This window comes from Lysinibacillus sp. F12 (genome assembly GCF_057773605.1).
Window position 1 is genome coordinate 52,566 of sequence record NZ_JBYMLP010000006.1, and the last position, 25,362, is coordinate 77,927.

Here is a 25,362-nt window from a genome sequence, read left to right on the forward strand (position 1 = left end):
GTATCATAAGTAAGTGCGGTTTTGAAAAGACCACCTAGAGCGTTGGAATGTCAGCGTTTTAGGTGGTTTAATTTTATTTATCATTGTTTTTCGCCTTTATGTCCTTTTTCTTGTGTTGGTGGAAATCAATATAGCGAGTTTTCTTCAATGATTGCTATAACTACTGAATGTACCCCAATTCTCTTGCCTAGCAAATTGAGGATAAGTGGATATAAAGTTCACGATAATATGAGCGCTATCAAGTTTAGGGTATTGATTAAATAGTGATCTATCTCCATATCGAATGGCTGTTAGTGCAAGTGGTAACTCACGCCTAAATATTTCATTGCGTTTTGCAGCTGCATTTTGATTGTATTCTCCTTGTTCTATATATAAATATAAATAGAAATAAAAGCATTCCCCATTAGTAATCCACTCACCTAAGACCTCATCTCTCATCTTAGTATTCACTTTATCCCAAGCATACTCATTTCCTATCGTTAAAAATAGATCGCCAGTATCATCTGAGTGAGTAAGTGTATAACGTCTTGGAATGACAGGTTTCATTGTAGTTATACCATGCCTATATTGAACGAATAGTTTTTCTGGGTCGAACTTTCCCAAGCTATCAACTCCATTCATTTTTCTATCAATATGCAGGTATAAACCTATTAAATAGTTAAAAGTCATATGTATTAAGTTTTTATAGAGCGGCTTATGTTTTACGGGAAATGTATTAAACTTTTACATTTTTTATTTGATGATATGTACAAATGAACGAAATATAGACCCTGTAGAACAATACTTCAGGGTCCATTTCTCTAGTGGCATAATGTTTCAATTTGTTAATTCCAATATTTTTACGATTAATCTGTAAGTTAATGGATAACTTATACCCATCATTCTCATCTTCTAACAATTTAACATTCGCTGTTTATTAGGCTGGTTAAGCTAGTCTAATATTGTGACCTTTAATTGCTTCACTCCAAAATTAATGGCATCTTGTTGAGAAGGAAAAAAGACATCGATTCGATTTCCATTAATGGCACCGCCAGTATCTCCTGCGATTGCTTCACCGTAGCCTTCCACATAAACTTTACTACCCAATGGAATGACAGTTGGGTCAACTGAGATGACCTTCGCATGTGGGTTTGTTTTAAGGTTAATTCCAGTAGCAGTAATACCGGAACATCCTTCACATGAGGCCGTATAGGCCGAAGCTTCTACTATAAGTTCCTTTGAAGCAGTAGTATTTGATGAGGGCGTAATTGCTTCAGGCGTATTCTCTTTTGGAGCAGTATTATTTGTTGATGGAGCGGTCACTTCTGGGACACGATCCTTTGAAGCTGTTTTACTTGTTGATGAAACAGTTTCTTCAGGTTTACTCTCCATTGCAGTTTTATGATTTGTTACTGAAGTTGTAGTTTCCTTTGCAGGCTTTATTGGTTTGTCAGTTATAGCTGTATTAGTTTTTGTCCCATCAATAATAGATAGATGTAAACCCGGATGAATGAGGTCTGTATGTAACTGGTTCCATTCTTTAATTTGGGAAACAGTGACTTGATGATTTAGAGCTATGTCCCATAGTGTATCACCTTGCTTAACGGTATATTGTTGTGCAATGGTAAGGACATCGCCAGGTTGAATAAGGTTAGTAGTAATATGATTCAATGTTTTGATATTTTCTACAGAAGTATTATGTGCACGAGATAAATCCCAAAGAGTATCTCCTTTTTGTACGGTAATTGTTGCGGCTTGAACATTAGCACCTAAAGTTGCCGAAAGCATTGCAACTGGTACAATTGAAATTATTTTTTTAAGCATTCATTAATCCTCCATGTGCGTTCTTAGTTGTTAATGTAAAGTCATCGTAACATAGATTTTTCTGAGAAAAAGAACAAGGGGGTGTTAATTTGATTTCGTTCATGGCATTTATATTGCAATTATATTGCTACTATTAAATGATCCTATTTTTGTAATGAAGATACCTGATTCGTTAAGGGCTAAATATGATAATGTTTATACATTTACAACAGATGACATTAATTTGGGAGAGGTAGAGAGTTAAATAAAACCACCATTACACTAAATACGATGAACCATATCATAAGTAAGTACGGTATGTATATATGCATTATGTTGAAAACGAAAAAGCATCTACAATAAATGATGCTATTTTGGATTGATTTAAAGTATTTAGTGAGAGCATCTATAAGAATAAGTCATAGTAAGCATGTCCTTATAAGAAATTAAAAAGAGAAATTGCATAGAGCAATTTCCCTTTTTGTTTGAATGGAGGTGAATTATGGCTCAAGTTTTGTAACTTCAAGATTATTTTTATTGCCGTTACCATTACCATTGCCGTTACCATTACCATTACCATTACCATTGCCGTTACCATTACCGTTACCATTACCGTTACCATTACCGTTACCATTGCCGTTACCGTTACCGTTACCATTACCATTACCATTGCCATTGCCATTGCCATTGCCATTGCCATTGCCATTACCATTACCATTACCATTACCATTACCATTACCATTACCATTACCATTACCATTGCCGTTACCATTGCCGTTACCATTGCCGTTACCATTGCCGTTACCGTTACCGTTACCATTACCATTACCATTACCATTGCCGTTACCATTGCCGTTACCATTGCCATTACCATTACCATTACCATTGCCATTGCCATTGCCATTGCCATTGCCGTTACCATTACCATTACCATTACCATTGCCATTGCCATTGCCATTGCCATTGCCATTGCCATTGCCATTGCCATTGCCGTTACCATTGCCATTGCCATTGCCATTGCCATTGCCATTGCCGTTGCCATTACCGTTACCATTGCCGTTACCGTTGCCATTACCATTGCCATTGCCTGGCTTTTCAACTAACACATCAAATGTTAGTGTGTGGTCACCATACGTTACCGTAATTGTCGTAGTCCCTTGACCTTTTCCTTTTACAATGCCTGCTCTGACAGTAGCTATTTGATCATTCGCTACTTCGTAGGTTGCAAGCTTGGTAACATCTTTTACTGTTGTTTGACCATTGACAGTAGTTACTTCAGTAATCTTAACGGTAACTTCTTTACCGATACTAGTTTCAACCTGTGCTTGGTCAATTTCTAGTGTTACGTTTGGTTCTACTACAACAGGTTCTTCAACTGTAACATTTAACGTAACAGTATTTTCACCGTATGAAATAGTAATTGTAGTTGTGCCTTTACCTACGGCAGTTACTAATCCATTTGCTACTGTTGCAACATTTTTATCCTCAACAGCATACGTAGCTTTTGACGTTACGTCTTCCTCCGTTGCATCACCTTCTGCAGGTGTAGAGGTTTCCGTTACCTTAAGCTGTGCAGTTTCCCCAACTGTTAGGTCTAGCTCAGTTGGATTTACAGACAGGGTAACTACAGGTTCTACTATCTCTTTTTCATATATTTTTGCTTCACCAACATTCCCGGCAGCATCCGTAATTACTACTGAGACAGCATTAGTTTCCGCTGTTACTGGGAATGTAAAGCTACCATCTTGATTTAACTCAAAAGCAACTGGCGCTTTTACTTGGCCATTTACCGTCGCAATATAGGAAGCTTTTAATTTATCATTTAAATTGTAATTTAAATCATATAAAGCTAACTCTTCATTGTAGTCGATATATTTATCTGTTACTTGTCCTGTAGCGACACCTTCAGCCACTGAACCCGTAATTTCTGGTTTAGTCGTTTTCACGACAATAGGTCCAACATAACCGGAAACTTGACCTGATGCTGCAAGACCAGTGAAGTCAATTGTATATAGACCATCTGGAATCTTTGTGGCAGGTTCTGATCCCCATGGTTTGTACTGCCCACCAACATTCAGTGTATAAGAGCCTTTTCCTAGCGCTGTACCTGCATGGAGATAACCAATATAGCCGTCTCCGTATTCTCCACCTTCAGGATTCATAATATCCCAAAGCTCGATATAGTTAGTTGTTACATCTCCAGTTAATGTGAATGAAAGGACCGCTGAGTCTTTCACGCCATCTCCGTTAAAGGATAGGTCTGTTTCTGTAATCTTATAATCTTTAATTTCCGTTACTGCCTCACCGCCAAGGTCAGCAGCGAATGGTAATGAGATTTCTGTATCTCCTCCATTAATGTAAATATATCCTAGTATTTCAGAGCCGTTTGGCGCCGTAGCTTGTGAAGCAGTTAATGTAATATTTAAAATTTGCTCACCGTTTAGGTTAAATGTTGGCTGATCTACTGTAACAGTTGCATCACCAAATGTTTTGGTCACATCAACCGATACATTATAATTGCCACCGTTTCCTTTAATGTCTTTTACTAAAACTTGTTTCGTTACAGAAATATCCTGATCCTTAATTGTTTGTGGACCGAAAGTAACTGTACCTTTCAAGTTTTCTGTAACTGCACCCGTTCCATCTAGAATTGCGCTATCAAGTGCATAAGCAAGAATTTCTGGATGAGCTGCAGCATACGCATTGACACGCCCAGCACCTTGAGAAAACACATCGTATTTTGTTTTATCTAATACCTGTGCTGTATTAGACAATGCCACTTTTACATCAAACGCATTCCAATTAGGATTGGCTTGTTTAACTAATGCCACAATACCTGCGATATGAGGAGTTGCCATAGAAGTTCCTGTTTTGCGACCATAAGCTTCCGCATAATCCGCATCTGGGAAATCCTTTTTATACATTGGAATCGTTGACATAATATTTGTACCAGGTGCACTTACATCTGGTTTAATATCAAAGTTTGGAGTAGATGGTCCACGTGAACTAGAAGAGTTTACATCATCTCCTAGTGTCTTTGTAGAAGCAAATTTACTAAAGCTTACTTTGCCTTTTCCGCCCGCTAATGCAGCGCGAATTGCATTGCCATCCGTTTGGGACATATCAAATGTTGGCAGATATTCGAATGCATCACCAAGGAATGTGCCCGAAATGTCCGGTGCATTTGATCCACCTGCAAAGTTATGAATAATAGTTGCGACAGCTCCATTTGCCTTTGCATTTGCAATTTTATCAACGAAGGCGATACTGCCACGCGAAATTAATGCCACTTTACCGTTTACATCAATTCCTTGAAAGTCTTTTACTTCTCCATTTCCAGGAACAGCAACTAGATCAAATTCTCCTTGAAGCTGTGTAGCTACATTTTTCCCGAAAGTAGTCCCCATTAATGGAAGCTGTTTAGTTAAGTTGTAGTTGCCAACTGTAACTTTCACTTCCCCGTTGTACATTGTTTCTGGATTTGTTGTGTTACCAACAGCGATTCCTAGGCGAGCGGTTGCAGGAGTGCCCATTGTTCCTCGATTTGGACCAGAGTTCCCTGTTGCAACTACTCCGATTGTTCCAGCTATCATTGCATTATTTATAGCAAATGAACCAGCATCTGTTTCAGTGTTAGCTCCACCGCCAAGTGAAAGGTTGATAATGTCCATTTTTTCAATGACAGCCGTTTCAATTGCTTTAACAATACCAGATGTAGCACCACTTCCATATGCTCCAAGAACACGGTAAGCATAAAGGTCTACTTTTGGAGCAATCCCTTTAATGCCGTATTCGTTAGCACCGATTGCTGCAATTGTTCCAGCAACATGTGTACCGTGAGAAGTATAGAACGCGCTTCCTTTTTCATTAAATTCAGGTGTCCCAGCTGGACGCTCTGAAGGCGATGTTTCTGATGCATCATTATCTGCCCGAGGCTTCGTATAAGTGGATGAATTTGGAATAAAGTTTTTTCCACCTTTATAAATTCCAGCAAACTCAGGGTGATCTACATCAATACCAGTATCTAACACGGCTACTTTTATTCCTTGTCCTTCAAGTCCTTCCTTCCAAAGCTCTTCGATGCCAAGAAAAGAATTACTTGTATTCATTTGAGCTTCTAATAGGTCTTCTTTAATAAGTTCTGATGATTTCGCCGTATCCTCTTCGGATGCGTGAACAATAACATCAGGTTCGATTAATGTAATGCCTTCTACTGTAAGCAGTTTCGGAAGATCGTTTGCTTTTACAGTTGCCGCAAAACCGTTTAAAACAGTATCAAATGTGTATCCTTGAGTCAGCTGTACCTTTTTAGTAGCTAACTCTTTTTTTACTTGTGCTTGTTGTACTTTTACATTGGAGCGAACTTCTTTTGCTTGAGCCTTAGAGAATTTTTCCCCATTGATTTCGCTTATTCCCTGCTCTAATGCAACAGGCTTTTCAGATAAATGGACAATGACTGGAACCTGTTGATTGCCTGATACATTTTCTAAGCTTTCGTGAAGAGTTGGACCATCTTTAGACAGGCTTAGCTGTTCCGCAATAGCCGCTTTTAGTTGGATAATACTTTCATTTTGACTATCCGGTTTGAATGGTTTCGAATCTTCAGCACTAGCACTCGACAATGGAACCAATAAAGAGAGCACCATAACGAAAACTAGAATACTACTTAAAAACTTCATAAACTTAAAATTTTTCAAATCGCATTTCCTCCCCTACCCTTAATTGTCACACTTTTCAGTTTAGTGTGATATTTCCAATTTATCACAATCTAACTAATTCGAATATCGGAATATTTAAATATTCTGAAATATTGATAATTAGTATCATTTTATGAATGATAGATTGAATCTTTTTTCCTAGTAATGGAATAAAAGGTTATAACTTTCAAATGAGAAATGCTAATACATTTTGCCTGGGTAATCCTACCAAAGTACTGTCGATTGTGTAGTAATTTAGAGAAAAGGAGGGAGACCATTTGAAGGAGCGCTGGAAGGGGAATCTTTATAGAGTGTAATCTTGAAATAAAAAAACTAGCGATTATTTAATCGCTAGTTATTAGTGCAGGATGAAGTGTATCATTGTTTTTGATCTAAGTGATGACTAAAAAATGTTAGCAGGCTTGCACAGACTGCAACGAGTCCACCGACCCATGTTACATTCATTAAATTCCCTTGATGATAGACGATGCCGCCTAATGCAGAACCAAAGGCAATTCCTACGTTACTTGCTACAGGCATTAGTGAAGCGGCTAATCCTTTAGCACTTGGCTGGTAAATTTCAGCGAGATCAATTAAATAAAGCTGAGTAGATGTTGTTAACAGGATAGCCATTAGCGACATTAAGCCTATGTTAGCTAGTCCTAAAATAAATTGATTGGTGGTCCAAAATAAGCATATTAGAACAATTGCCTGCAGGAGAAAAACAAACCGAAGGCGACCGATAGGATTGTGATTGGCAATTTTACCAGCGAGTATATTGCTGAATATCGAAATAAACCCATAGCCAAAAAGAATAAAACTAATGGAATTATGTGGGGCCCCCATTCCCTTCAAAATAGGAACAAGATACGTAAAGACTGTATATGTTGCACCAAATCCTAGGGCAGGAATGAAAAAGGCCATTAAAATACGCGGCTTGAGTATCAGAGAAAACTGATCCCGTATGGAGCTCCGTACTTGACTGAGTCCATTTGGTAAGGCAAAAAAGGATGCCATAAACGCAACCCCTCCCAGTAGAGTGGTTAACATGAAGGCGGCATTCCATCCATACGAGTTGGAAATGACAATACCAATCGGTACCCCCACGACATTTGCCAGTGTGAAACCGCCGAAAACGAATGATATAGCAAGTCCCCGTTTGTTAATTGGCATGGTTTCGCTTGCAACAATCATGGCTAGAGAAATTAATACGCCCGTTACAATTGCTGTCATAATACGAAGTATCAGTAGCATAATGTAGTTCGTAGAAATAATGCACAAAGCATTAAAGACAATGAAAGATGCTATCAAAAACAGCATCCATTTACGCTTTGGAAAGTGACTTGTTGCGGACATCACCAGTGGTGTAGCAACGGCAAATGTAATGGCAAATGCAGAAACGAGTGTGCCTGCTTTTGCATTCGTCATTTCTAGACTTGAAGAAATATCAGTCAAGATTCCGACAATTACAAATTCGCTTGTCCCCAGCACAAATGTTAATGAAGTAAGTGTTAAAATAAGTAACCAATGTCGCTTGGATAATTGTGTGTGGTGCATAGATACCTCTTTCTTAGATGAATATATATGTGTCACAGAGTAGATAAACAACCTAAACATCATATCATAATATTTTTACAAGAAAAATCACGAGATTATTGGATTTACACTTTCGATAAAGCTACTGATTTTAAAAGCTACATCAAGTATTGTTAAACATTATGCCTGCTACCTCCATTTTCAATGAAGGAGGAATATACTAAATTTGCACGAACCTTTACATAAAGCAATCTTGTTCAATATCTGCCATATTCACTCAAAAATACTACCTTTAAAAGGGAAAAGGAAGGTTCAAGATGATTCAATTCCAAAACAATATTATGACAGTTTTTCAAAGTGCGTTATATATGACTACTTCAGCAATCATTCAAACGAATGAAGCAATCATTATGACAGATCCTAATTGGTTGCCTAACGAAATTCAAGAAATTCAAGATTATATAAACAATATTCAAGGTAACAAGCAACTATATATTATTTATACACATAGCGACTTTGACCATATAATTGGTTCAGGAGCGTTTCCAGAGGCCAAGGTAATTGCCTCTAAACGATTTGCTGACAATTTGAATAAAGTAGAAAGCATTCAAAAAATTCATCAATTTGATCAAAAGTATTATTTACATAGGAGTTATTCCCCAGTATACCCTTCAGTTGATATTGTCATTTCTGAGGATGGTTATACATTAGAGTTGGATTCAATTACGATGACCTTTTATCAAGCCCCTGGTCATACGGAGGATGGTTTATTTACAGTGATAGAGCCATATGGGTTTTTTGTTTCCGGCGATTACTTGTCGGATGTTGAATTTCCATTCATCTTCAGCAGCTATAAGGATTATGTAAATACAATTAATAAGGCTGAAAAGATTTTACTCACTCATGCCATCACAACCCATATACCTGGTCACGGATTAACAACACAAAATCTACAAGAAATTCAAAAAAGGATCGATAGCTCAAAGTATTACTTAACAAAGCTTCCGCACGATAAAGGAGAGTTAGAACAATATTTAAGGAGTGAGTATTCATTTTTTGAGGGGATGAAAAGGATTCATAGTGACAATAAGGAGATGATCCAAAAAGAAAGTTTAGAAGAGCAATTGAAGTCTTCTAAAATGTAATGAAGTATATGACAAAGCAACCAAAAAGGAGATTGGCTTGCAATAGCCAGTCTCCTTTATTATGAGGGTTACTTTGTTAATTTGTTTCTAGTGAAGGCTGCAAGTAGTTCTCGTACTTCGTCAGTTGAATGGGCATTGATTAATTGAATGCGTAATTGACTAGCTCCCTTGAAGCCACGCACATATATTTTAAAGAAGCGTTGTAAAGCTTTAAATGAACGAGTTTCAAATTCCTTGGAATATTGATCATGAAGATCAAGGTGAAGGTATAGCAAGTTCAGGTATTCTTCAGCACTATGCTCTTTTGGATCTTGTTCAAAGGCATATGGATTTGAAAACACGCCTCTCCCAATCATTATCCCATCGATACCATATTGCTCAGCTAATTTTAAACCTGTTACTCGGTCAGGAATATCTCCGTTGATCGTTAGCAAAGTTTCAGGAGCAATGTCATCCCGTAGTTTTTTAATATCCGCAATCAATTCCCAATGTGCGGGGACCTTGCTCATTTCTTCTCGGGTACGTAGATGAATAGAAAGATTAGCGATGTTTTGTTTTAAAATATGAGTGAGCCACTCACGCCACTCTGCTACATCTGTAAAACCAAGTCTTGTTTTTACGCTAACAGGTAAACCACCAGCTTTAGCGGCTTGGATAATCTCTGATGCTAATGCAGGATGAAGTATTAAGCCGGCTCCTTTACCTCGCTCAGCCACATTATCGACGGGGCAACCCATATTAATATCGATACCTTTAAAGCCCAGCTCTTTCATGCCGATACTCATTTGACGGAAATGTTCAGGGGTGTCTCCCCAAATATGGGCAACCATCGGCTGTTCATCTTCTGTGAAAGCTAAGCGGTTACGAACGCTATCCATACCGTCTGGATGACAATAGCTTGTCGTATTGGTGAATTCCGTGAAAAATACGTCGGGACGACCTGCCTCACTAATGACATGACGAAATACAACATCTGTCACATCCTCCATAGGTGCTAAAATGAAAAATGGCCGTGGTAAATCAAGCCAGAAATTATTTTCGTTCATTGATGAATATCCTCTCTTTCCAAAATACTACCTTGCAAAAAGATAACATATTTCCTTTATTTCTTCACAATTAAATGGCCTAGCCTAATACGAGAAACTTCAGAGATGCTCTTCTTTAAATTAGTGAGGATTAAATGTAGGTCTTCACAGCATTTTTATTGTTAATCTAAAGGGGGATGTAATTAGTATTTATAAGAAATATTGACATTTATTTTTCAGACCACTAAGCTTAATTGGAAATAGAGCAGGGAGGAGGATTGCCAGTGGAATTTGTGACATTACATTGTCCTAATTGTAATGGGAAAATTGAATTTAAAGAGGGGCAATCATTCAAATGTCCGTATTGTGATACTGAAATAATGTTAAAAGAAAATAAAGTCTACTATGTAGATCAAACGATTAATAACTATTATGGGACAACTGCTCCTCATACTACGATACGACCAAAAACGAATTTAAAAGCACTTCTTCTTATACCGATTGTCTTTCTATGTATATTTTTTGCTTATTTACTTTTAACCAATAATCAAAAAGAAGAAGGAAATTATGGAGTAACATCTGTACGAACAATACCTGAAAGTGAGGTTCTACTACACTTTTTAAAGGATGTTTTTGAAAAGGGGGAAGTAATGCCAAGTAAAGAGGAAATCGCAAGTATTCGTTATTTGGCTGCCTATTTTTCGGAGGAACAATGGCATTTTGATTACAGTCTGGACGATCCGTTTACAAATAAGGAAGCAGAAATTGTGACCTATACTATTCAGGATAAGTTATTAAATACGCAAAAAATTGAACAAAAGGATTTCGAAGCATTTACTGGATTGACTGTATTGAAGCTGATGAATGATTATGAAATATCGCAAAGTGAAAAAGTAAGCTTTCGACATTTGAAAAACTTGAAAAGCTATACAGGAAGCTTTAATGAATCTTTTAGTAAAATTGCGGAATACTTTAGCGATAAATCAATGGTTTCAGAACTCTCTATCCAAATTCGAAATAATAATGAACTTGCCTTATTGTTAGAGTTTCCTAATCTTCAATCCCTAGAAATATCGTATATGACGGAGGAGGTCACAGATTTCCAGCTTCTAAATAAATTGCCGCTAAAATCTCTGTCATTAAAATTCACCAATGATTTAAATTGGCTGTCTACTTTAACGAATTTAGAATCATTAACAATCGATATTAGTGAGGCGACAGATTTTAGCTCTTTTTATTCACTGAATCAATTACAGAAATTGAAGCTTACATCGGTAAGAAATTTAAAAACACTTGATTTTATACAAAACATGCCTAATCTACAATCACTCGATCTTGAATATATGAACATCGCCAATTTAGAAAAATTAAGAAATAAATCATCTTTAACAAAGCTACGTTTATCTTCTCCGGGTCAATTGGAATTACTTGATATTGTGAACAGTCTAACATCACTAACGGAGTTAACGGTAACTGATTATTATGGCGATACATCACCGATTGTAGCCCCCCATTTAAAGAAGGCTGAAATTACAGGTTCTTTTATACCAAAACTAGAGGCACCTAGTTTAAAAGATTTGACTGTCTATATAAGTGGAAAGGATTCGACATTAAATGGTGCAGAATTACTTAAATACCCAATGCTAGAACAACTGACGGCGAAAGAGTATGGGGTTTTTACAGAGATTAGCTCTTTAAATGGCTTACCCAATTTGCAAACACTACATTTAGACGAGACATTTTTTGATGAAGAAACGAGTGAACTATTCAATCTAAAACATGTAAAAACATTAAATTGTTCAAAATGTAATTTTCAATTTAATAGTGAACATCCATTAACGAACAGCGTGCTGTTGCATTTAACTTTAAATGATGTATCGATGCGAGTAGGTAATGGTGATTGGGTGCATGAGGATGATAAGGTGATGCCTTTCTTTGCTGGTTTTTCAGCTCTACGTTCATTTACTTTACAGGATAGTTCATTACAATCGTTGAATTTTATGGAGAGTTGGCAACAAATTGAGGTTCTTCATTTAGAAAACAACGCTATTTCAAACATAGAGCCTTTAGTGAATCTACCCAATTTGAAAAAGCTTTATATTTTAGGAAACCCGGTACAAAATCAATCCGCTCTAGATAAAGGAATTGTGATTTATTAAAGACATGTGCGTGCAATATAAAATATTTTATAGTTTATTTCATGAAAGCTCGTAGTGGTACACATGTGAGAAGCAATAGAATAGTTTTTATGGGAGGACCGGAAGATGAAGAAGTCAGAAATGATGGATCAGTATTTAGATACTTATAAAGGAAAGGCTAGTAGTACCGATATTTGGCATGTTGTAGATTTAATTTATAAGATTAATTTAGATGAAACTCCTATTGTAAATAAAGAGATGGTAGGAACCTCTGCATTCTCAGGAAGAGAGGTAATAGACTCCTTTCTACAACAATATGCGGGAGATATAACAGGGGCAAGGGTTCGGAGTATTCTAAATGAAATGTTTGGTGTTAATTTAGATGCCATATCCTCATTAGAAGGAGCAAGAATATCTTTATATTCAAAGGGTCAATGGATTGTTCAGCATGAAAAAGATTTATTTGTCGTACATACGGGAGCTGGAGATATAGATGTGAAAGTCTATTCTACAAATTATTTTTTTGAACAAACTGGACTTAAGGAGTTACCAACTAACTTAACACATGAACTAGCAAGTATCGGATATTATTTCGATGATACAATGGATAGCTACTATTTCTCCAATCCCACGGGTGAAGCAGTTTCAAATGCTTTTAAAGGAAAAACAATGGGAGCAATACTCGGAGTCATTCAACAGTCATTCTCGCATTTATAAATAAAAAAGGTCATATAGAGGATGTATTCATCCAACTATATGACTTTTCTTCATTAGTGATAACGTTTATTTTCCAAAAGAGGATAAAAATTTAACTCGATCGCCCATGGGAGGTGTATTATTGTCAGTTAAAACTACTTCCAATACAGCTGGACCATTTAAATTCATTAGGTGATGAAGCATATCATGATGAAGGTCTTGTAGCTCAGTTACTTGGAAGCTTGGTATATCCATCGCTGAAGCCATAGCACTAATATTAATGGGATGCTGCTCAAAGGATGGGTGAGTGCGCTTAAACTGTAAAGCATGTCCATGGTATACCATCCCTAAACGAGCATTATTCATGACAATAAATAATATGGGTAGATTATATTCTTTTGCTGTCAAAATCTCCATCCCATGCATGAAAAAGCAACCATCTCCTGTAATACATGCAACAGGACGTTCAGGTTCGGCTAACTTTGAACCAATGGCAGATCCAATCCCACTTCCCATTGCTCCAAAATGGACATTAATATTAAACGTATCATAATCTACTACTTTCATATGATGAATGACATAGGACATAAATTCACCAATATCAATAGCGTACCTTGTGGAGGAAGGTAAATATTTTTGAATAGTTAACAATACATTTTTCGTGTTATATTCCCCTGTGACTTCTTTATAAATCTCTTTATTTTCTTTAACCTTAAATGGAGTTTTTGCTAGACCGTTAGCTCGTAGTTCTTCAATAAGCAATAGTAAACTCACATTGATATCACCTAGCACAGGTAAGTCAATCTCATATTTTCGGTTGAACACGGTTTGATCAAAGTCCATCTGTATCGAAAAACGATTTTTAGTAAGATTTAAGTTGTAGTTATTCGTGGCTGTTTCACCTAAACTTGAACCGACAATTAATAATACTTGCCCATCGCCATCAGCTATTAATTCTGAGGCAGCCTCGTGACCCGCAAAGCCGAAAACACCAACTAGGAGAGGATGATCCTCTGGAATATACCCTTTTGCCTGTGGTGTTGTTATAATTGGCCAATTTAGAATTTCTGCTAACTCTAGTAATTGTTCAACAGAGTTTTTTACGCCTTGCCCTACCAAAATATAGCCACTTCTTCTTGCTAATAGCTCTTCAGCTACATTTTTAATGGTATCTATTTCAGGAACAATGGCTGTTCTTTTTGGTGGAGCTGGTATTTCTACATGTGAAATTGTTTCATGTTGAATATCTATTGGTATAGCAATATGTACAGGACCTGGCACGCCAGATAGGGCAATTTCTGTGGCTCTTACTATTTCTTTGAGTAAATCCTTCGATTCTTTAACCGTTACGCTATATTTAGTAACTGGACGAAAGATTGGTTCAGCATCTAACTCTTGAGAGGCATTTAAACCGTTCGTGTTAACAGGAACAGCACCGGTTAAAAATAAAACCGGTAAATGCTCCCGCATAGCATTTGCGGCACCTGTTACTAGATTTGTTCCTCCAGGGCCACTACAACCAATACAAACACTCAAATGATTGGAGTATTTTGCATAAGCTGCAGCCATATAGGATGCTGCTCCTTCATGTTTTGTGACAATAGGTGTTAATTCACTCATATCATTGAGTTCATCAAAAAATGCATTGACTGAGCCTGCTGGAATACCAAAAATATACTGCACACCACTATTTTTTAAATACTCTAAGACTGTGCGAGCTGCTTTCATCATCATTTCCCCTTTGCATAATAATGTAATAGGCTAACAGAAATATTTTTTCATAATTTCTCCAGCTTTCATAGGCTTACTGAAAAAATATCCTTGCATTAAATGACAATTTTGTACCAATAAATAGTCCGCTTGTTCTTTTGTTTCGACTCCTTCAGCAATAACCTCCAGTTTCAAATTTTGAGCTAGGGTAATGATTGTATTTGTAATAGCTGCTGCATCATCCGTTAACATTTCTTGTACAAAGGATTTATCAATTTTTAATGTGGAAATTGGTAAATTTTTTAAATATCCTAAAGATGAATAACCTGTACCGAAATCATCAATAGCTAAATTAACCCCAAGTCCCTTCAATTGTTTCATCGTTTTTAAGGTTACCTCTGTATTTTTTACAATTAGATTTTCTGTGAGCTCTAGCTGTAAATATTCAGGAGACAGATCGGCTTCATGTAAAACATTTTCAATAATAGAAAATAAATTATTCTGTTCGAACTGATGGACAGATAAATTCACAGACATACTGATTAAAGGAAATCCTTGATTATGCCATTCTTTTAATTGCTTGCATGCTTCCTTAAGAACCCATTCACCTATCGGGACGATTAATCCTGTTTCTTCAGCAAGTGGAATAAACTTATCGGGGGTAATCATGCCATGTTCTCGATGATTCCACCTTAATAAAGCTTCTACACCCTTAATTTTATTTGTTTTATAATTTATTTGAGGCTGATAGAAGATCATCAATTCATCACGCTCTAAAGCCTTATATAAATCATTCTCAAGTTTGATACTCTCAAAAGTCCTTGTATCCATTCCTTCACTAAAGAAATGGTAGCTAGTACCTGGCGTTTCTTTTGATTTGTACATAGCTGTGTCTGCATTTTTGATTAACGTGTCTGTAGTATCGCCGTTTTCAGGAAATAAACTTATACCAATACTTGTTTTAATATATATTTCATTGTCAATCAAATTAAATGGTTGAGAGAAAGAAGCATTGATACAATTTATAACTTTTAAAATGTCATTCTCACACTTAATATTAGGTAAATAGATTGTAAACTCATCCCCACCTTGCCTTGATACAGTTGCATCTTCTGGGACGCAGGCACTTAAACGTTTGGCAACACTTTGAAGCAATAAATCCCCATAACTATGACCTAACGAATCATTTACTAACTTGAAACGATCTAAATCCAAGTAGAGCACAGCTAATTTTTCACCATTTACTTTTGCATACTTCAGTCCCTGCGTTAGTCTGTCTAATAAAAGAACCCTATTGGGCAAATCCGTTAAACTATCGAAATAGGCATGGTATTTAATTTTTTCTTCTAATTGCTTTCTTTGCGTTATATCTTTAAATGTAATCACTTCGCCTACGACCTTATCGCCTTCTTTTATAAAAGAAGTGACGTATTCGACGGGGAAGTAGGTATGATCTTTTCTAAAAAACACTTCGTAGCTGTTAAAATTTGTATTTAAAAAGGGTGAAACAGGAATGTTGACCTCTGCCTCACAACCACTCATAATAATTTCAACTGATTTTCCAATCAAATCTCTATCTGTTTCATACCCCAGCATGAGCGCACCGGCTGGATTGCAAAACGTAATGTTTCGGTCAAGATCTAATCCGAAAATGCCCTCACCTGCCGAGTTGAGAATTAACTCTTTTTCACGGCTAAGTTGCTGTAACTCAGCGACAACACGTTCAAGCTCTTTATTTTTGTCTCTTACTTCCGATGTTCTCTCCTCGATTATAATCTCTTGTTTTTCCATATATAACTGATTAGATAATGCAGACGCAGTAGTATCAACAATGGACTGAGCTAATTGTAATTGAGTCTCTGAATAGAAAAATGGTTTATTTTCAAGATTAACAATGGAAATTTGTCCTAAAATTTCACCCATTGAAATCAAAGGAAACATCACTAAACCATTTATGCCGAAATTACGACAAACCTCATGATTTGGCCTGTCATCTTCAAATACATTTGGAATAAGAATGGCTTTTTTCGTTTCAAAAACCTCCTGCATGACAGAATCATTGCTCTCATCAATTTGTATTTTGTTATGTGTTTTAAGCCAATTCTCTTCGGTCCAATCGCTATCCTTACTCAACTTAGCCGGTTTAATACTTTTTTCTGCTAAAGGATCTAATAAGTGAACACCTATATTTTTATTATCTAAAACCTTTTCTAAGTAGAAAAAGCATTTATCAAGGCTCTCCTGTAGTGAAGAGCACATGGATAAATCACGTGTAACATCGAGCAGTAACTGCTTTTCATTTATAAGATGCTCTTTATAAGTTAAGTTGTTTGCGTTTTGAATGGCAACCGCAGCCATATTTACATAGGCTTCAACCGTTTGAATTTCTTCCTCAGTTAAATTCATTGGAATTCCATAATCAAATAAAAAAACAAGGCCAAATAACTCTTGTTCAAAGGAAATAGGAAGTGCTAATAAAGATTTAATATGAAATCCTTCAACGGCTCTAGGGTCAGGGCGATTATCTCTTGAAGTATCAGGAATATAGATTGTTTTCTTTGTTTCAATCACTTCCTTTGCCAGCAAATCTATTTCGGTTTCAATGACATGCATATTTAATGTCCAGCCGTTAATCACCTCTGGTTTTCCTACATATCCTCTGAATGTTCCATCTTCTTGTGGCAAATAAATTCCCACTGAATCACAGTTGACGATTTCTTCAGATATTGCGATTGTTACCTGCTCCAATACTTCACGTAAATCCAACTTCATGTTTATCATTTTCGTTATATTGGCCAGTCGAGAATATCTCGTTTGTTCTATAGACATGTAAATGAACCCCCAATTTTTTGTCATTGTCCTGTAGAAAAAATGTTAAATTTTTGCTTTATTCGTATCGAATGTCTTATTATTGTATTTTACAGTAGTAATAAACAGGTAGGTAAAAAAATGTATAAATTAGTTAAAATTCCTTAAGAGTATGTTGCGATTTTAGCCATTACTCTTTTTATGTAGGACTAGAATCCTTTGATTAAAATTAAACACATTCTACAGTGACGATAATGATCTATTAGGTTTTTACTAGGAATGAAAAGTAAATGTTCCATCCAAAAAAATGCAAACAGCTTGTACATGTAAATTGTGAATTGTCAGGGGAAAATAAAGGGCCAGTTTCTAAAACGGTCGTCATAACTTAATGAAGAATAGTAACATATTATTATTACTATTTGCTTTCATCTATCAGAATGAATCCTCCTCAGAGTATTTTTCCAAACATGGGAATTAATACAACATTAGAGTGCTTCCTAATTTTATTCTACAGACCATTAAAAATTCCTCTATACAAATGAGCATTCATCTCTTTGTTGATTTAATATTCTGATTATTAGAATGCTATATTATTCAAAACGTATTTTAATTAACGGGTGTGAGTTTGTAACAAGAGATCGTCCTGACATGATGTGTGATTGATTGTGGTTAACCATGGGATAGTTTTATAATGAATTGATGGTAAATAAGAGGAGTTGAAAAGATGTATACACGTAATAAAGGTATTTATGTAGTGTTATCATTACTAGCAATTATGTTTGTATTGACGGGCTGTGGTACAGCAAAGGACAGTAAGAAAACAGAAACGGTGGATTACGCATCAAAGGTGAAAGAAAATCCGATTGTCACTATTACGATGAGCAATGATGAAAAAATTGTTATTGAATTAGAGCCTACAGTAGCACCAAATACTGTAGCTAACTTTATTTCATTAGTGGAAGAAGGATTTTATGATGGTCTTATATTCCATCGCGTTATTCCTGATTTTATGATTCAAGGTGGAGACCCTTCAGGTAATGGTACAGGTGGACCTGACTATTCAATTGATGGCGAGTTTTCCTCAAACGGTTGGGACAATAGCCTGAAACACGAACGTGGTGTTATTTCAATGGCTCGCTCGCAAGATCCAAACTCTGCAGGATCACAATTTTTTATTATGGTAAAAGAGACAACAGATCTAGATGGTAAATATGCTGCTTTTGGGAAAGTAATTGAAGGAATGGAAACTGTGGATGCCATTGTTGCTGCTGAGCGAGATGCTACAGATAAACCATTAGAAGATCAGCAAATGAAAAAAGTAGAAGTAGATACGAAGGGCTTTAATTACCCAGCACCTAAAGTAAATAAGTAATTCCTTTCATAAAAGTTAAAAAGGCTAAATCAATTAGGATTAAAGAGTATGTCGATTAACTCGCACATACTCTTTTTTATCTTTCAACTACCTTTGGCATTGAAATAATCCATAAAAAATCGCTTTCTATAAGTATCTGAATATCCTGACCAAGGTTAATGAGTTGCTCGGCTTTACGTTGTTTAGTACTGATGCCACGACGTTTGTCTCCAAGGATAATAAAATCGGTTTGCTGTGTAACGGTGCCTTGTAAAAATCCACCACAAGCCTTTACGTGTTTAGCTGCTTCTGAGCGAGTCATCTTGGAAAGAGCACCTGTAAACACAATTTGCTTATGATAAAAGGGGTGGGAAGGGCTTTCGATTGGATCTGAAAAGATGATATCTAGGCTATCCTTATTAGTCATATTGCCCTCCTGACTTCTTAAATTTTTGGGTGGTAGCTGTGATAAATACATCCACAAAAGAGCTCATGGGAATTTTTGTTATACCTTCTACTAGTTTAGTAATCGTTGCTACAAATGATATCCATCATCTTCATTATCGAGTTTTTTGAAATTGACCCTGTTTTAGGATCTCCTTATATTCACCCGGAAATGGATATCATTCATGGCATATTTACTTTTTCCAGCATGTTGGTTAGTACTTTTATTAGTACTGACCCATTGGAAGGAAACAGCTAGGTCCTATCGACCACCATTAATTGCGTTAATGTGTGGGCAGTTGATTCCCATTATAACAGCATTTGTTTATTTTCTGGACTTCCCCCTTTTGGTCTATTTATTCCTCATGCTTATTTAGAGGAATGCCGGTTGCTAAGGATGCTATATTTCATAGTATCAATGATGGCGTTATCGTATTAGATGAAAGCTATAGATTAATACAATTTGATCCAGCCTGTAATAAGATAATCCCACCATTAACAAGATTTATGTTCGGTATGCGCTTTGCGAAGGTAAAAACTTGAGGTAACAGGGCAGCGATTCCCGTTACATGGGAGAGCGTGGTGAAGAGGTAGGAGTTTGTGCTGGTTCTTACTAAAAAATGTTAGAAAAACAGGTTCGCTGTGTGTTTTTTCAACAATGTAATCAAGCGTATGGTGAGGCGAAAGGGAGGTCATCCCCATTTACAGTGGTGCTAGTGGATATGAATTATCAAAGTATGGAGCTACAACCGCTTAAGACTACGATTAGCTTTGGGGTTGCTGAAGGTACAAATGGGGAAGAGACATTATATCAACTCTTAAACAAAGCAAATAAAGCACAGTACTCAGCAAAACAAGCAGAACGTAATCGAGTACATGTGTATAGAGATAATGAAAAAGCTAAAATATACAATCATGATACGATGATGTATATTTTAGCTTTTTATTTACCAATCTGTGTGGAACACACCTGCTAAATCAGTTCGCTCATATGTATGAGCACCAAAATAATCGCGCTGTGCCTGTAACAGGTTAGCATTAGATGAACGAGTCCGATAACTATCATAATATGTGAGCGAGGCACTTAAGCATGGGAATGCATTCCCTGCCTGTATACCCTCACATACAATTTTTCTCAATCCACTTTGATAGTCCTTTGTTTTTTCTGCAAAGTAAGGAGCTATTAATAGGTTGGCGAGTGTAGGTTGTTTGTGATAAGCATCGCTTATCACATTTAAAAACTCTGCACGTATAATGCACCCACTACGGAAAATGAGCGCAATATCCTTTAATGGTAAGTTCCAATTATAGAGCTCGGAGGTCATTTTATATTGTGTAAACCCTTGTGCATAGGCACAGATTTTCCCCATATAGAGGGCTTGTCTGACATATTCTACCCACACATCTTTATCTAGATTTGGCTGTGTACTGCTTGGACCTGCTAATACTGCTTCTGCATGAACTCGTTCTTCTTTTAATGATGAAATATAGCGAGCGAATAAAGCCTCTGTAATTATCGATGTTGGAATACCATTATCGATGGATTGCATACTCGTCCATTTGCCAGTTCCTTTTTGACCAGCTTTATCAAGAATCATATCGATTAGAGGTAAGCCTGTGACATCATCTTTTTTTCGTAAAATTTCAGCTGTAATTTCAATTAAATAGCTTTTTAATTCCCCTTGATTCCATGTTTCAAAGATTTCAGCAATTTCCTCAACAGATAATCCTACATTTTTTCTTAAAAAAGTATAGGCCTCTGCAATAAGCTGCATATCAGCGTACTCGATTCCATTGTGGACCATTTTGACAAAATGACCTGCACCTTTAGGCCCCATATACGTACAGCATGAATTGCCTTTAAATTGCGCTGCAATCTTCGTAAGAATAGGAGCCACCTTTTCGTAGACCTCTCGATTGCCACCAGGCATGATAGAAGGACCTGTCAATGCTCCAACCTCACCACCTGAAATGCCAATGCCTAAATAGCCAATACCTTGAGCCATCAGTTCATCATGTCTACGCTCTGTATCTTGATAGTGAGAGTTACCACCGTCCATAATGATATCGCCTGTTTCAAGGAAAGGCACTAAGGAAGCAATGACTGAATCAATGGCTTTACCAGCAGTCACCATTAAAAAGATCTTTCTTGGTTTTTCTAAAGAAAGCACAAAATCTTCTATTTCATAGTAAGGAGTAAGCGCTTGTCCTTCGACCTTTTGTAAAAGTTTGTCTGTTAGATCACGTGTATAGTTATAAACTGCTACTTGCTCGCCCTTATTAGCCATGTTTAAGGCGATATTACTGCCCATAACACCTAAACCAATAACGCCTATTGTATTTAACATTTATGCTCGCTCCTTCTTTTCCATTTTTTAAACAAATAAACTTAGTAATAAAATAAATCCTAGACCAGCTACAGATACAATTGTTTCTAGCAACGTCCATGTGGCAAACGTTTCTTTCATACTTAACCCGAAGTATTCCTTAAACATCCAAAATCCAGCATCATTAACATGGGAAGCAATTAAGCTTCCCGCACCTGTCGCAAGAACCACCAATGCAAGGTTCACATCATGTTGGCCTAACATAGGGATTACTAGCCCAGCTGTTGTTAAAGCGGCAACCGTAGCTGACCCCAATGAAATGCGTAAAATAGCAGCAATAATCCATGCTAATAGTATGGGTGATAAGGTAGTTCCATGGAATAGTTCAGCTACATAATCACCAACGCCACCATCGATTAATACTTGTTTGAAGGCACCACCACCGCCAATAATCAGCAGCATCATGCCAATATGCGAGATTGCTGTTGTACATGATTCCATTACTTGCTTAATTGGAATTTTTCTTGCTATACCCATCGTATAAACAGCTACTAATAAGGAAATTAACATGGCAGTACCAGCCTCTCCAATGAAGCGGATTCCTGCTAATAAGCTGTTATCTTCGAAGCCTATTGTTTTTTGTAGCAGCGTAATTATAGTAGCGATGGACATTAAAATAACGGGTAACAATGCAGTGAAGACACTTATACCAAAGCTAGGAGTATCCTCCAGCTCAAAAGTCTTTTGCTCTCCTAAAGAGGCAATATTCCCAGTTTTATTGAATGATTCAGGCACTAATTTTTTAGCTACCTTTGTAAATAATGGCCCAGCTAAAATAACAGTTGGAACGGCGATAATAAAACCATAAAGTAATACTTCCCCGATGTTTGCCCCATATTCACCTGCAATCACCGTAGGACCTGGATGTGGGGGCAAAAATCCATGTGTGACCGATAAAGCAGCTGTCATCGGAATACCTAGATACAAGATAGAAACCTTCAATTGTCTCGAAATCGCGAAAACAATAGGTATTAATAGGACTAGCCCTACCTCAAAGAAAAGAGCAACTCCGATAATAAAGGATGCCGCAACAACCGCCCACTGAATATTTTTTTCTCCAAATTTGTTCACAAGGGTCATAGCAATGCGCTGTGCGCCCCCTGAATCAGCTATTAACTTACCTAGCATTGCGCCAAGTCCAAATATTAATGCCAAGTGACCTAGTGTACCGCCTAATCCGGTTTCAATCGTTTTCACAATACTATCTACAGGTATTCCAAGAACTAAGGCGACACCAAATGAAACAATGATTAAAGAGATAAACGTATTTAATTTAAAGACCATTATTAAAATTAACAGTGCAATAATACCAATTCCTACAATAACTAAAGGCATATATTTTCCTCCTTTTTAGTCAGGCTTTATTAAGCTCCTTTGGTATTGAGAAATAGACGCATAATCGTCTGCTAATACCCTTGATAAACGTATGAAAATAGGAAGTAGCTGTCTATATTCTTTTGCTGCCTCTTCTAAAGGTGTATGTTTATAAGTGTCACCAATCATATCAGCTACCACTTCAAAGGAATCAATTTTGCCAATTGCATATAAGCCTAAAATACATGCACCAAGGCAGGAACTTTCATAGCTTTCAGGTACTACTACCTCTGATTCAAAAATATCAGCCATCATTTGTCGCCAAATCTCTGATCGTGAAAAACCACCTGTTGCTTGAATGCGTGTAACGGGGCTTTCCATACATTCAAGTAATGCTAAGTACACGGTATATAAATTGTAGATAACCCCTTCAAGAGCAGCACGTATCATATGCTCCTTTTTATGTGACATGGTTAAACCAAAAAATGAACCACGTACATCTGGATTCCATAGAGGAGCGCGCTCACCTGATAAGTAGGGATGGAACAGTAGTCCATCAGCACCGGGTCTTACACGTTCAGCAATTTTCGTTAACACGTCGTACGGATCAATGCCTAATCTTTTAGCCGTTTCAATCTCAGAAGAGGCAAACTCATCACGAATCCAACGAAGAACCATGCCACCGTTGTTTACGGGGCCCCCAATAACCCAATGGTTTTCTGTTAAGGCATAACAAAAAATTCTTCCTTTGACATCCGTTTTGGGTTTACTAATAATCGTACGAATGGCACCACTTGTCCCAATTGTAACGGCAATTTCGCCTTCTCTAATGGCGTTAACTCCTAAATTTGAAAGTACACCATCACTTGCACCAATTACAAAAGGTGTTTGTGGCTCAATGCCAATGTGCTCAGCTAAAATTGGATTACAGTTAGTGAAATATTTAGTTGTTGGTACGAGCGTTGATAATTGTGCACTTGTAATTCCAGCTACTGATAAAGCTTCTTCATCCCAATCTAAAGTGTGAAGATTCATCATTCCCATAGAGGAGGCTAATGAATAATCTACGACATATTCGTTGAAGAACTTTTTAAAAATATATTCTTTAATGCCAATATATTTTTTTGTTTTACTAGCTAGTTCAGGGTGTTCCTTTACAAGCCATGTAATTTTACTTAGTGGGGACATTGGATGGATAGGGGTCCCCGTTCTTTTATAAATTTCATGTCCATTCCATTCATTCTTAATTTTATGTGCCCACGCCTCACTACGATTATCCGCCCAAGTAATGACAGGAGTTAACGGTTGGTCATTTTCGTCTATAGCGATTACACTATGCATGGCACTACTAAAGGATACAAATAATAATGGCTTGCCCGAATGGACCTTCATAATATTTGACATTGCTTGTAGTACAGCCTGATAAATCTCTTCTGGATTTTGCTCCGCTGTAGAAATATCAGGTGTATATAGTGGATACCCGATATTTTCTTGTTGAATTACTTCACCTTGCTCGCTGAATAATACAGCTTTTGTGCTAGTAGTCCCTATATCCACACCTAACATATAGTTAGTCATCGTGTGACTCAACCCCTTTTGATAGCATTTGCTGTGACCTCCATAGGTCTTCCACAGTCCCTTGAACATCGTCAAAATTGTCATGTAAAGACTTAATCATGAGCTTTCGATCTTTAGCTCGGATAGCATCTATATATAGCTCATGATTTTTCACAATACGAGTGAAATCATCGTATTTTTCAATAAAGCGCATGCGCATGGATAATAGTATTAACCCTTCCATTACTGGTTTCAAATTATTCCAGATCATCGCGATATAGGAATGTCCAATGGAGCGAATAATAGCTTCATGGAACATAACATCTTGATAAGAAAATTCATCTGCATCATTATATTTGATAGCAACCTTCATCATTTCTAATGTTTTGCTAAGTTCCAGTGTTAGGTTAGTTGTATCCATCTTGATAAGACGTTCAAACACAAATGTCTCAATCAGCAAACGAACATCATATATTTCTTCTATTTCCTTCTCCGACAAACCAATGACAACAGCGCCCATTTTCTCAAGTCTGATGATGTTTTCAGATGCCAATGTCCTTAAGGCTTCACGAATGGGTGAACGACTTACTTCAAAATCGGCTGCTAATTTGTTTTCTGAAAGAATGGTACCGCTTTCAATTAATCCTGAAATAATACGCATTCTAAGCTCATAAGCTACACGATCGCCAGTTGATGCCTTAGAAAGCCATTTTTGAGGATATAAATAATCCTTAGATTCGCTCATACTATCACCTTTTTTATCATAAGTATA

At 36.8% G+C, this 25,362-nt stretch carries 18 protein-coding genes; 6 read left to right on the top strand and 12 right to left on the bottom strand.

Annotated elements, in window-relative coordinates; genetic code table 11:
- Positions 1 to 144: 144 nt before the first annotated feature.
- The 4 genes from AC3CH7_RS20825 to AC3CH7_RS20840 all read right to left on the bottom strand — a co-directional run bounded on the left by AC3CH7_RS20825 (position 145) and on the right by AC3CH7_RS20840 (position 8,036).
- The gene (locus AC3CH7_RS20825) at positions 145 to 603 is read right to left on the bottom strand and encodes a staygreen family protein (RefSeq protein ID WP_031416817.1); all 459 of its coding nucleotides are present in this window, start codon (positions 601 to 603) and stop codon (positions 145 to 147) included.
- Positions 604 to 930: 327 nt separating this feature from the next.
- Positions 931 to 1,803 (bottom strand): LysM peptidoglycan-binding and 3D domain-containing protein, encoded by an 873-nt coding sequence (locus tag AC3CH7_RS20830; RefSeq protein WP_332292092.1) that lies wholly within the window; start codon positions 1,801 to 1,803, stop codon positions 931 to 933.
- A gap of 479 nt (positions 1,804 to 2,282) precedes the next feature.
- Positions 2,283 to 6,479, bottom strand: coding sequence for a S8 family serine peptidase (locus AC3CH7_RS20835; protein WP_488381866.1), 4,197 nt, complete (start codon positions 6,477 to 6,479; stop codon positions 2,283 to 2,285).
- 378 nt (positions 6,480 to 6,857) lie between these two features.
- Positions 6,858 to 8,036: an MFS transporter gene (locus AC3CH7_RS20840; protein ID WP_036162474.1), complete on the bottom strand. Its 1,179-nt coding sequence runs from the start codon at positions 8,034 to 8,036 to the stop codon at positions 6,858 to 6,860.
- Between the two features lie 296 nt (positions 8,037 to 8,332).
- Here AC3CH7_RS20840 and AC3CH7_RS20845 point away from each other — a divergent pair, with 296 nt between their 5' ends.
- The gene (locus tag AC3CH7_RS20845) at positions 8,333 to 9,160 is read left to right on the top strand and encodes an MBL fold metallo-hydrolase (RefSeq protein ID WP_197223653.1); all 828 of its coding nucleotides are present in this window, start codon (positions 8,333 to 8,335) and stop codon (positions 9,158 to 9,160) included.
- Positions 9,161 to 9,228: 68 nt separating this feature from the next.
- On the opposite strand, the gene AC3CH7_RS20850 is transcribed toward AC3CH7_RS20845, so the two are convergent.
- On the bottom strand, positions 9,229 to 10,206 hold the full coding sequence (locus AC3CH7_RS20850) for a tRNA dihydrouridine synthase (protein ID WP_325882153.1): 978 nt from the start codon (positions 10,204 to 10,206) through the stop codon (positions 9,229 to 9,231).
- Between the two features lie 263 nt (positions 10,207 to 10,469).
- Here AC3CH7_RS20850 and AC3CH7_RS20855 point away from each other — a divergent pair, with 263 nt between their 5' ends.
- Positions 10,470 to 12,344 carry a leucine-rich repeat domain-containing protein gene (locus AC3CH7_RS20855; protein WP_325882152.1) on the top strand — a complete coding sequence of 625 codons (1,875 nt, stop codon included), beginning with the start codon at positions 10,470 to 10,472 and terminating at the stop codon, positions 12,342 to 12,344.
- Positions 12,345 to 12,449: 105 nt separating this feature from the next.
- Positions 12,450 to 13,040 carry a hypothetical protein gene (locus AC3CH7_RS20860; RefSeq protein WP_488381867.1) on the top strand — a complete coding sequence of 197 codons (591 nt, stop codon included), beginning with the start codon at positions 12,450 to 12,452 and terminating at the stop codon, positions 13,038 to 13,040.
- Between the two features lie 66 nt (positions 13,041 to 13,106).
- Here the strand turns inward: AC3CH7_RS20860 and AC3CH7_RS20865 are convergent, their stop codons facing one another.
- The gene (locus tag AC3CH7_RS20865) at positions 13,107 to 14,747 is read right to left on the bottom strand and encodes a thiamine pyrophosphate-binding protein (RefSeq protein WP_488381868.1); all 1,641 of its coding nucleotides are present in this window, start codon (positions 14,745 to 14,747) and stop codon (positions 13,107 to 13,109) included.
- 33 nt (positions 14,748 to 14,780) lie between these two features.
- Positions 14,781 to 17,558, bottom strand: a complete 2,778-nt coding sequence (locus AC3CH7_RS20870; RefSeq protein WP_031416784.1) for a bifunctional diguanylate cyclase/phosphodiesterase — start codon at positions 17,556 to 17,558, stop codon at positions 14,781 to 14,783.
- Positions 17,559 to 18,261: 703 nt separating this feature from the next.
- On the opposite strand from AC3CH7_RS20870, the gene AC3CH7_RS20875 reads away from it, so the two are divergent.
- Positions 18,262 to 18,909, top strand: coding sequence for a peptidylprolyl isomerase (locus tag AC3CH7_RS20875; RefSeq protein WP_012296168.1), 648 nt, complete (start codon positions 18,262 to 18,264; stop codon positions 18,907 to 18,909).
- A 76-nt stretch (positions 18,910 to 18,985) separates the two neighbouring features.
- Here AC3CH7_RS20875 and AC3CH7_RS20880 read toward each other — a convergent pair whose 3' ends face one another.
- Positions 18,986 to 19,315, bottom strand: a complete 330-nt coding sequence (locus AC3CH7_RS20880; RefSeq protein ID WP_031416783.1) for a BRCT domain-containing protein — start codon at positions 19,313 to 19,315, stop codon at positions 18,986 to 18,988.
- Positions 19,316 to 19,713: 398 nt separating this feature from the next.
- Between AC3CH7_RS20880 and AC3CH7_RS20885 the strand changes: the two genes are divergently transcribed.
- Positions 19,714 to 19,875 (top strand): hypothetical protein, encoded by a 162-nt coding sequence (locus AC3CH7_RS20885; protein ID WP_012296166.1) that lies wholly within the window; start codon positions 19,714 to 19,716, stop codon positions 19,873 to 19,875.
- 101 nt (positions 19,876 to 19,976) lie between these two features.
- Entirely contained in the window at positions 19,977 to 20,309 is a 333-nt protein-coding gene (locus tag AC3CH7_RS20890) for a nucleotidyl cyclase domain-containing protein (RefSeq protein ID WP_243432637.1), read from the top strand.
- Here AC3CH7_RS20890 and gnd read toward each other — a convergent pair.
- From gnd to AC3CH7_RS20910, 4 genes are read right to left on the bottom strand one after another with little or no spacing between them, the layout of a single operon-like run.
- The gene (gnd, locus tag AC3CH7_RS20895) at positions 20,280 to 21,680 is read right to left on the bottom strand and encodes a decarboxylating NADP(+)-dependent phosphogluconate dehydrogenase (protein WP_207889554.1); all 1,401 of its coding nucleotides are present in this window, start codon (positions 21,678 to 21,680) and stop codon (positions 20,280 to 20,282) included. The two genes, AC3CH7_RS20890 and gnd, sit on opposite strands and share 30 nt — an antisense overlap.
- Positions 21,681 to 21,707: 27 nt before the next feature.
- Positions 21,708 to 23,054 carry a GntP family permease gene (locus AC3CH7_RS20900; protein WP_036217787.1) on the bottom strand — a complete coding sequence of 449 codons (1,347 nt, stop codon included), beginning with the start codon at positions 23,052 to 23,054 and terminating at the stop codon, positions 21,708 to 21,710.
- A gap of 15 nt (positions 23,055 to 23,069) precedes the next feature.
- Positions 23,070 to 24,611: a gluconokinase gene (gntK, locus tag AC3CH7_RS20905; RefSeq protein ID WP_036162469.1), complete on the bottom strand. Its 1,542-nt coding sequence runs from the start codon at positions 24,609 to 24,611 to the stop codon at positions 23,070 to 23,072.
- Positions 24,604 to 25,335, bottom strand: a complete 732-nt coding sequence (locus AC3CH7_RS20910; protein ID WP_012296161.1) for a GntR family transcriptional regulator — start codon at positions 25,333 to 25,335, stop codon at positions 24,604 to 24,606. Before AC3CH7_RS20910 ends, gntK begins: the two co-directional genes overlap by 8 nt.
- Positions 25,336 to 25,362: the final 27 nt, after the last annotated feature.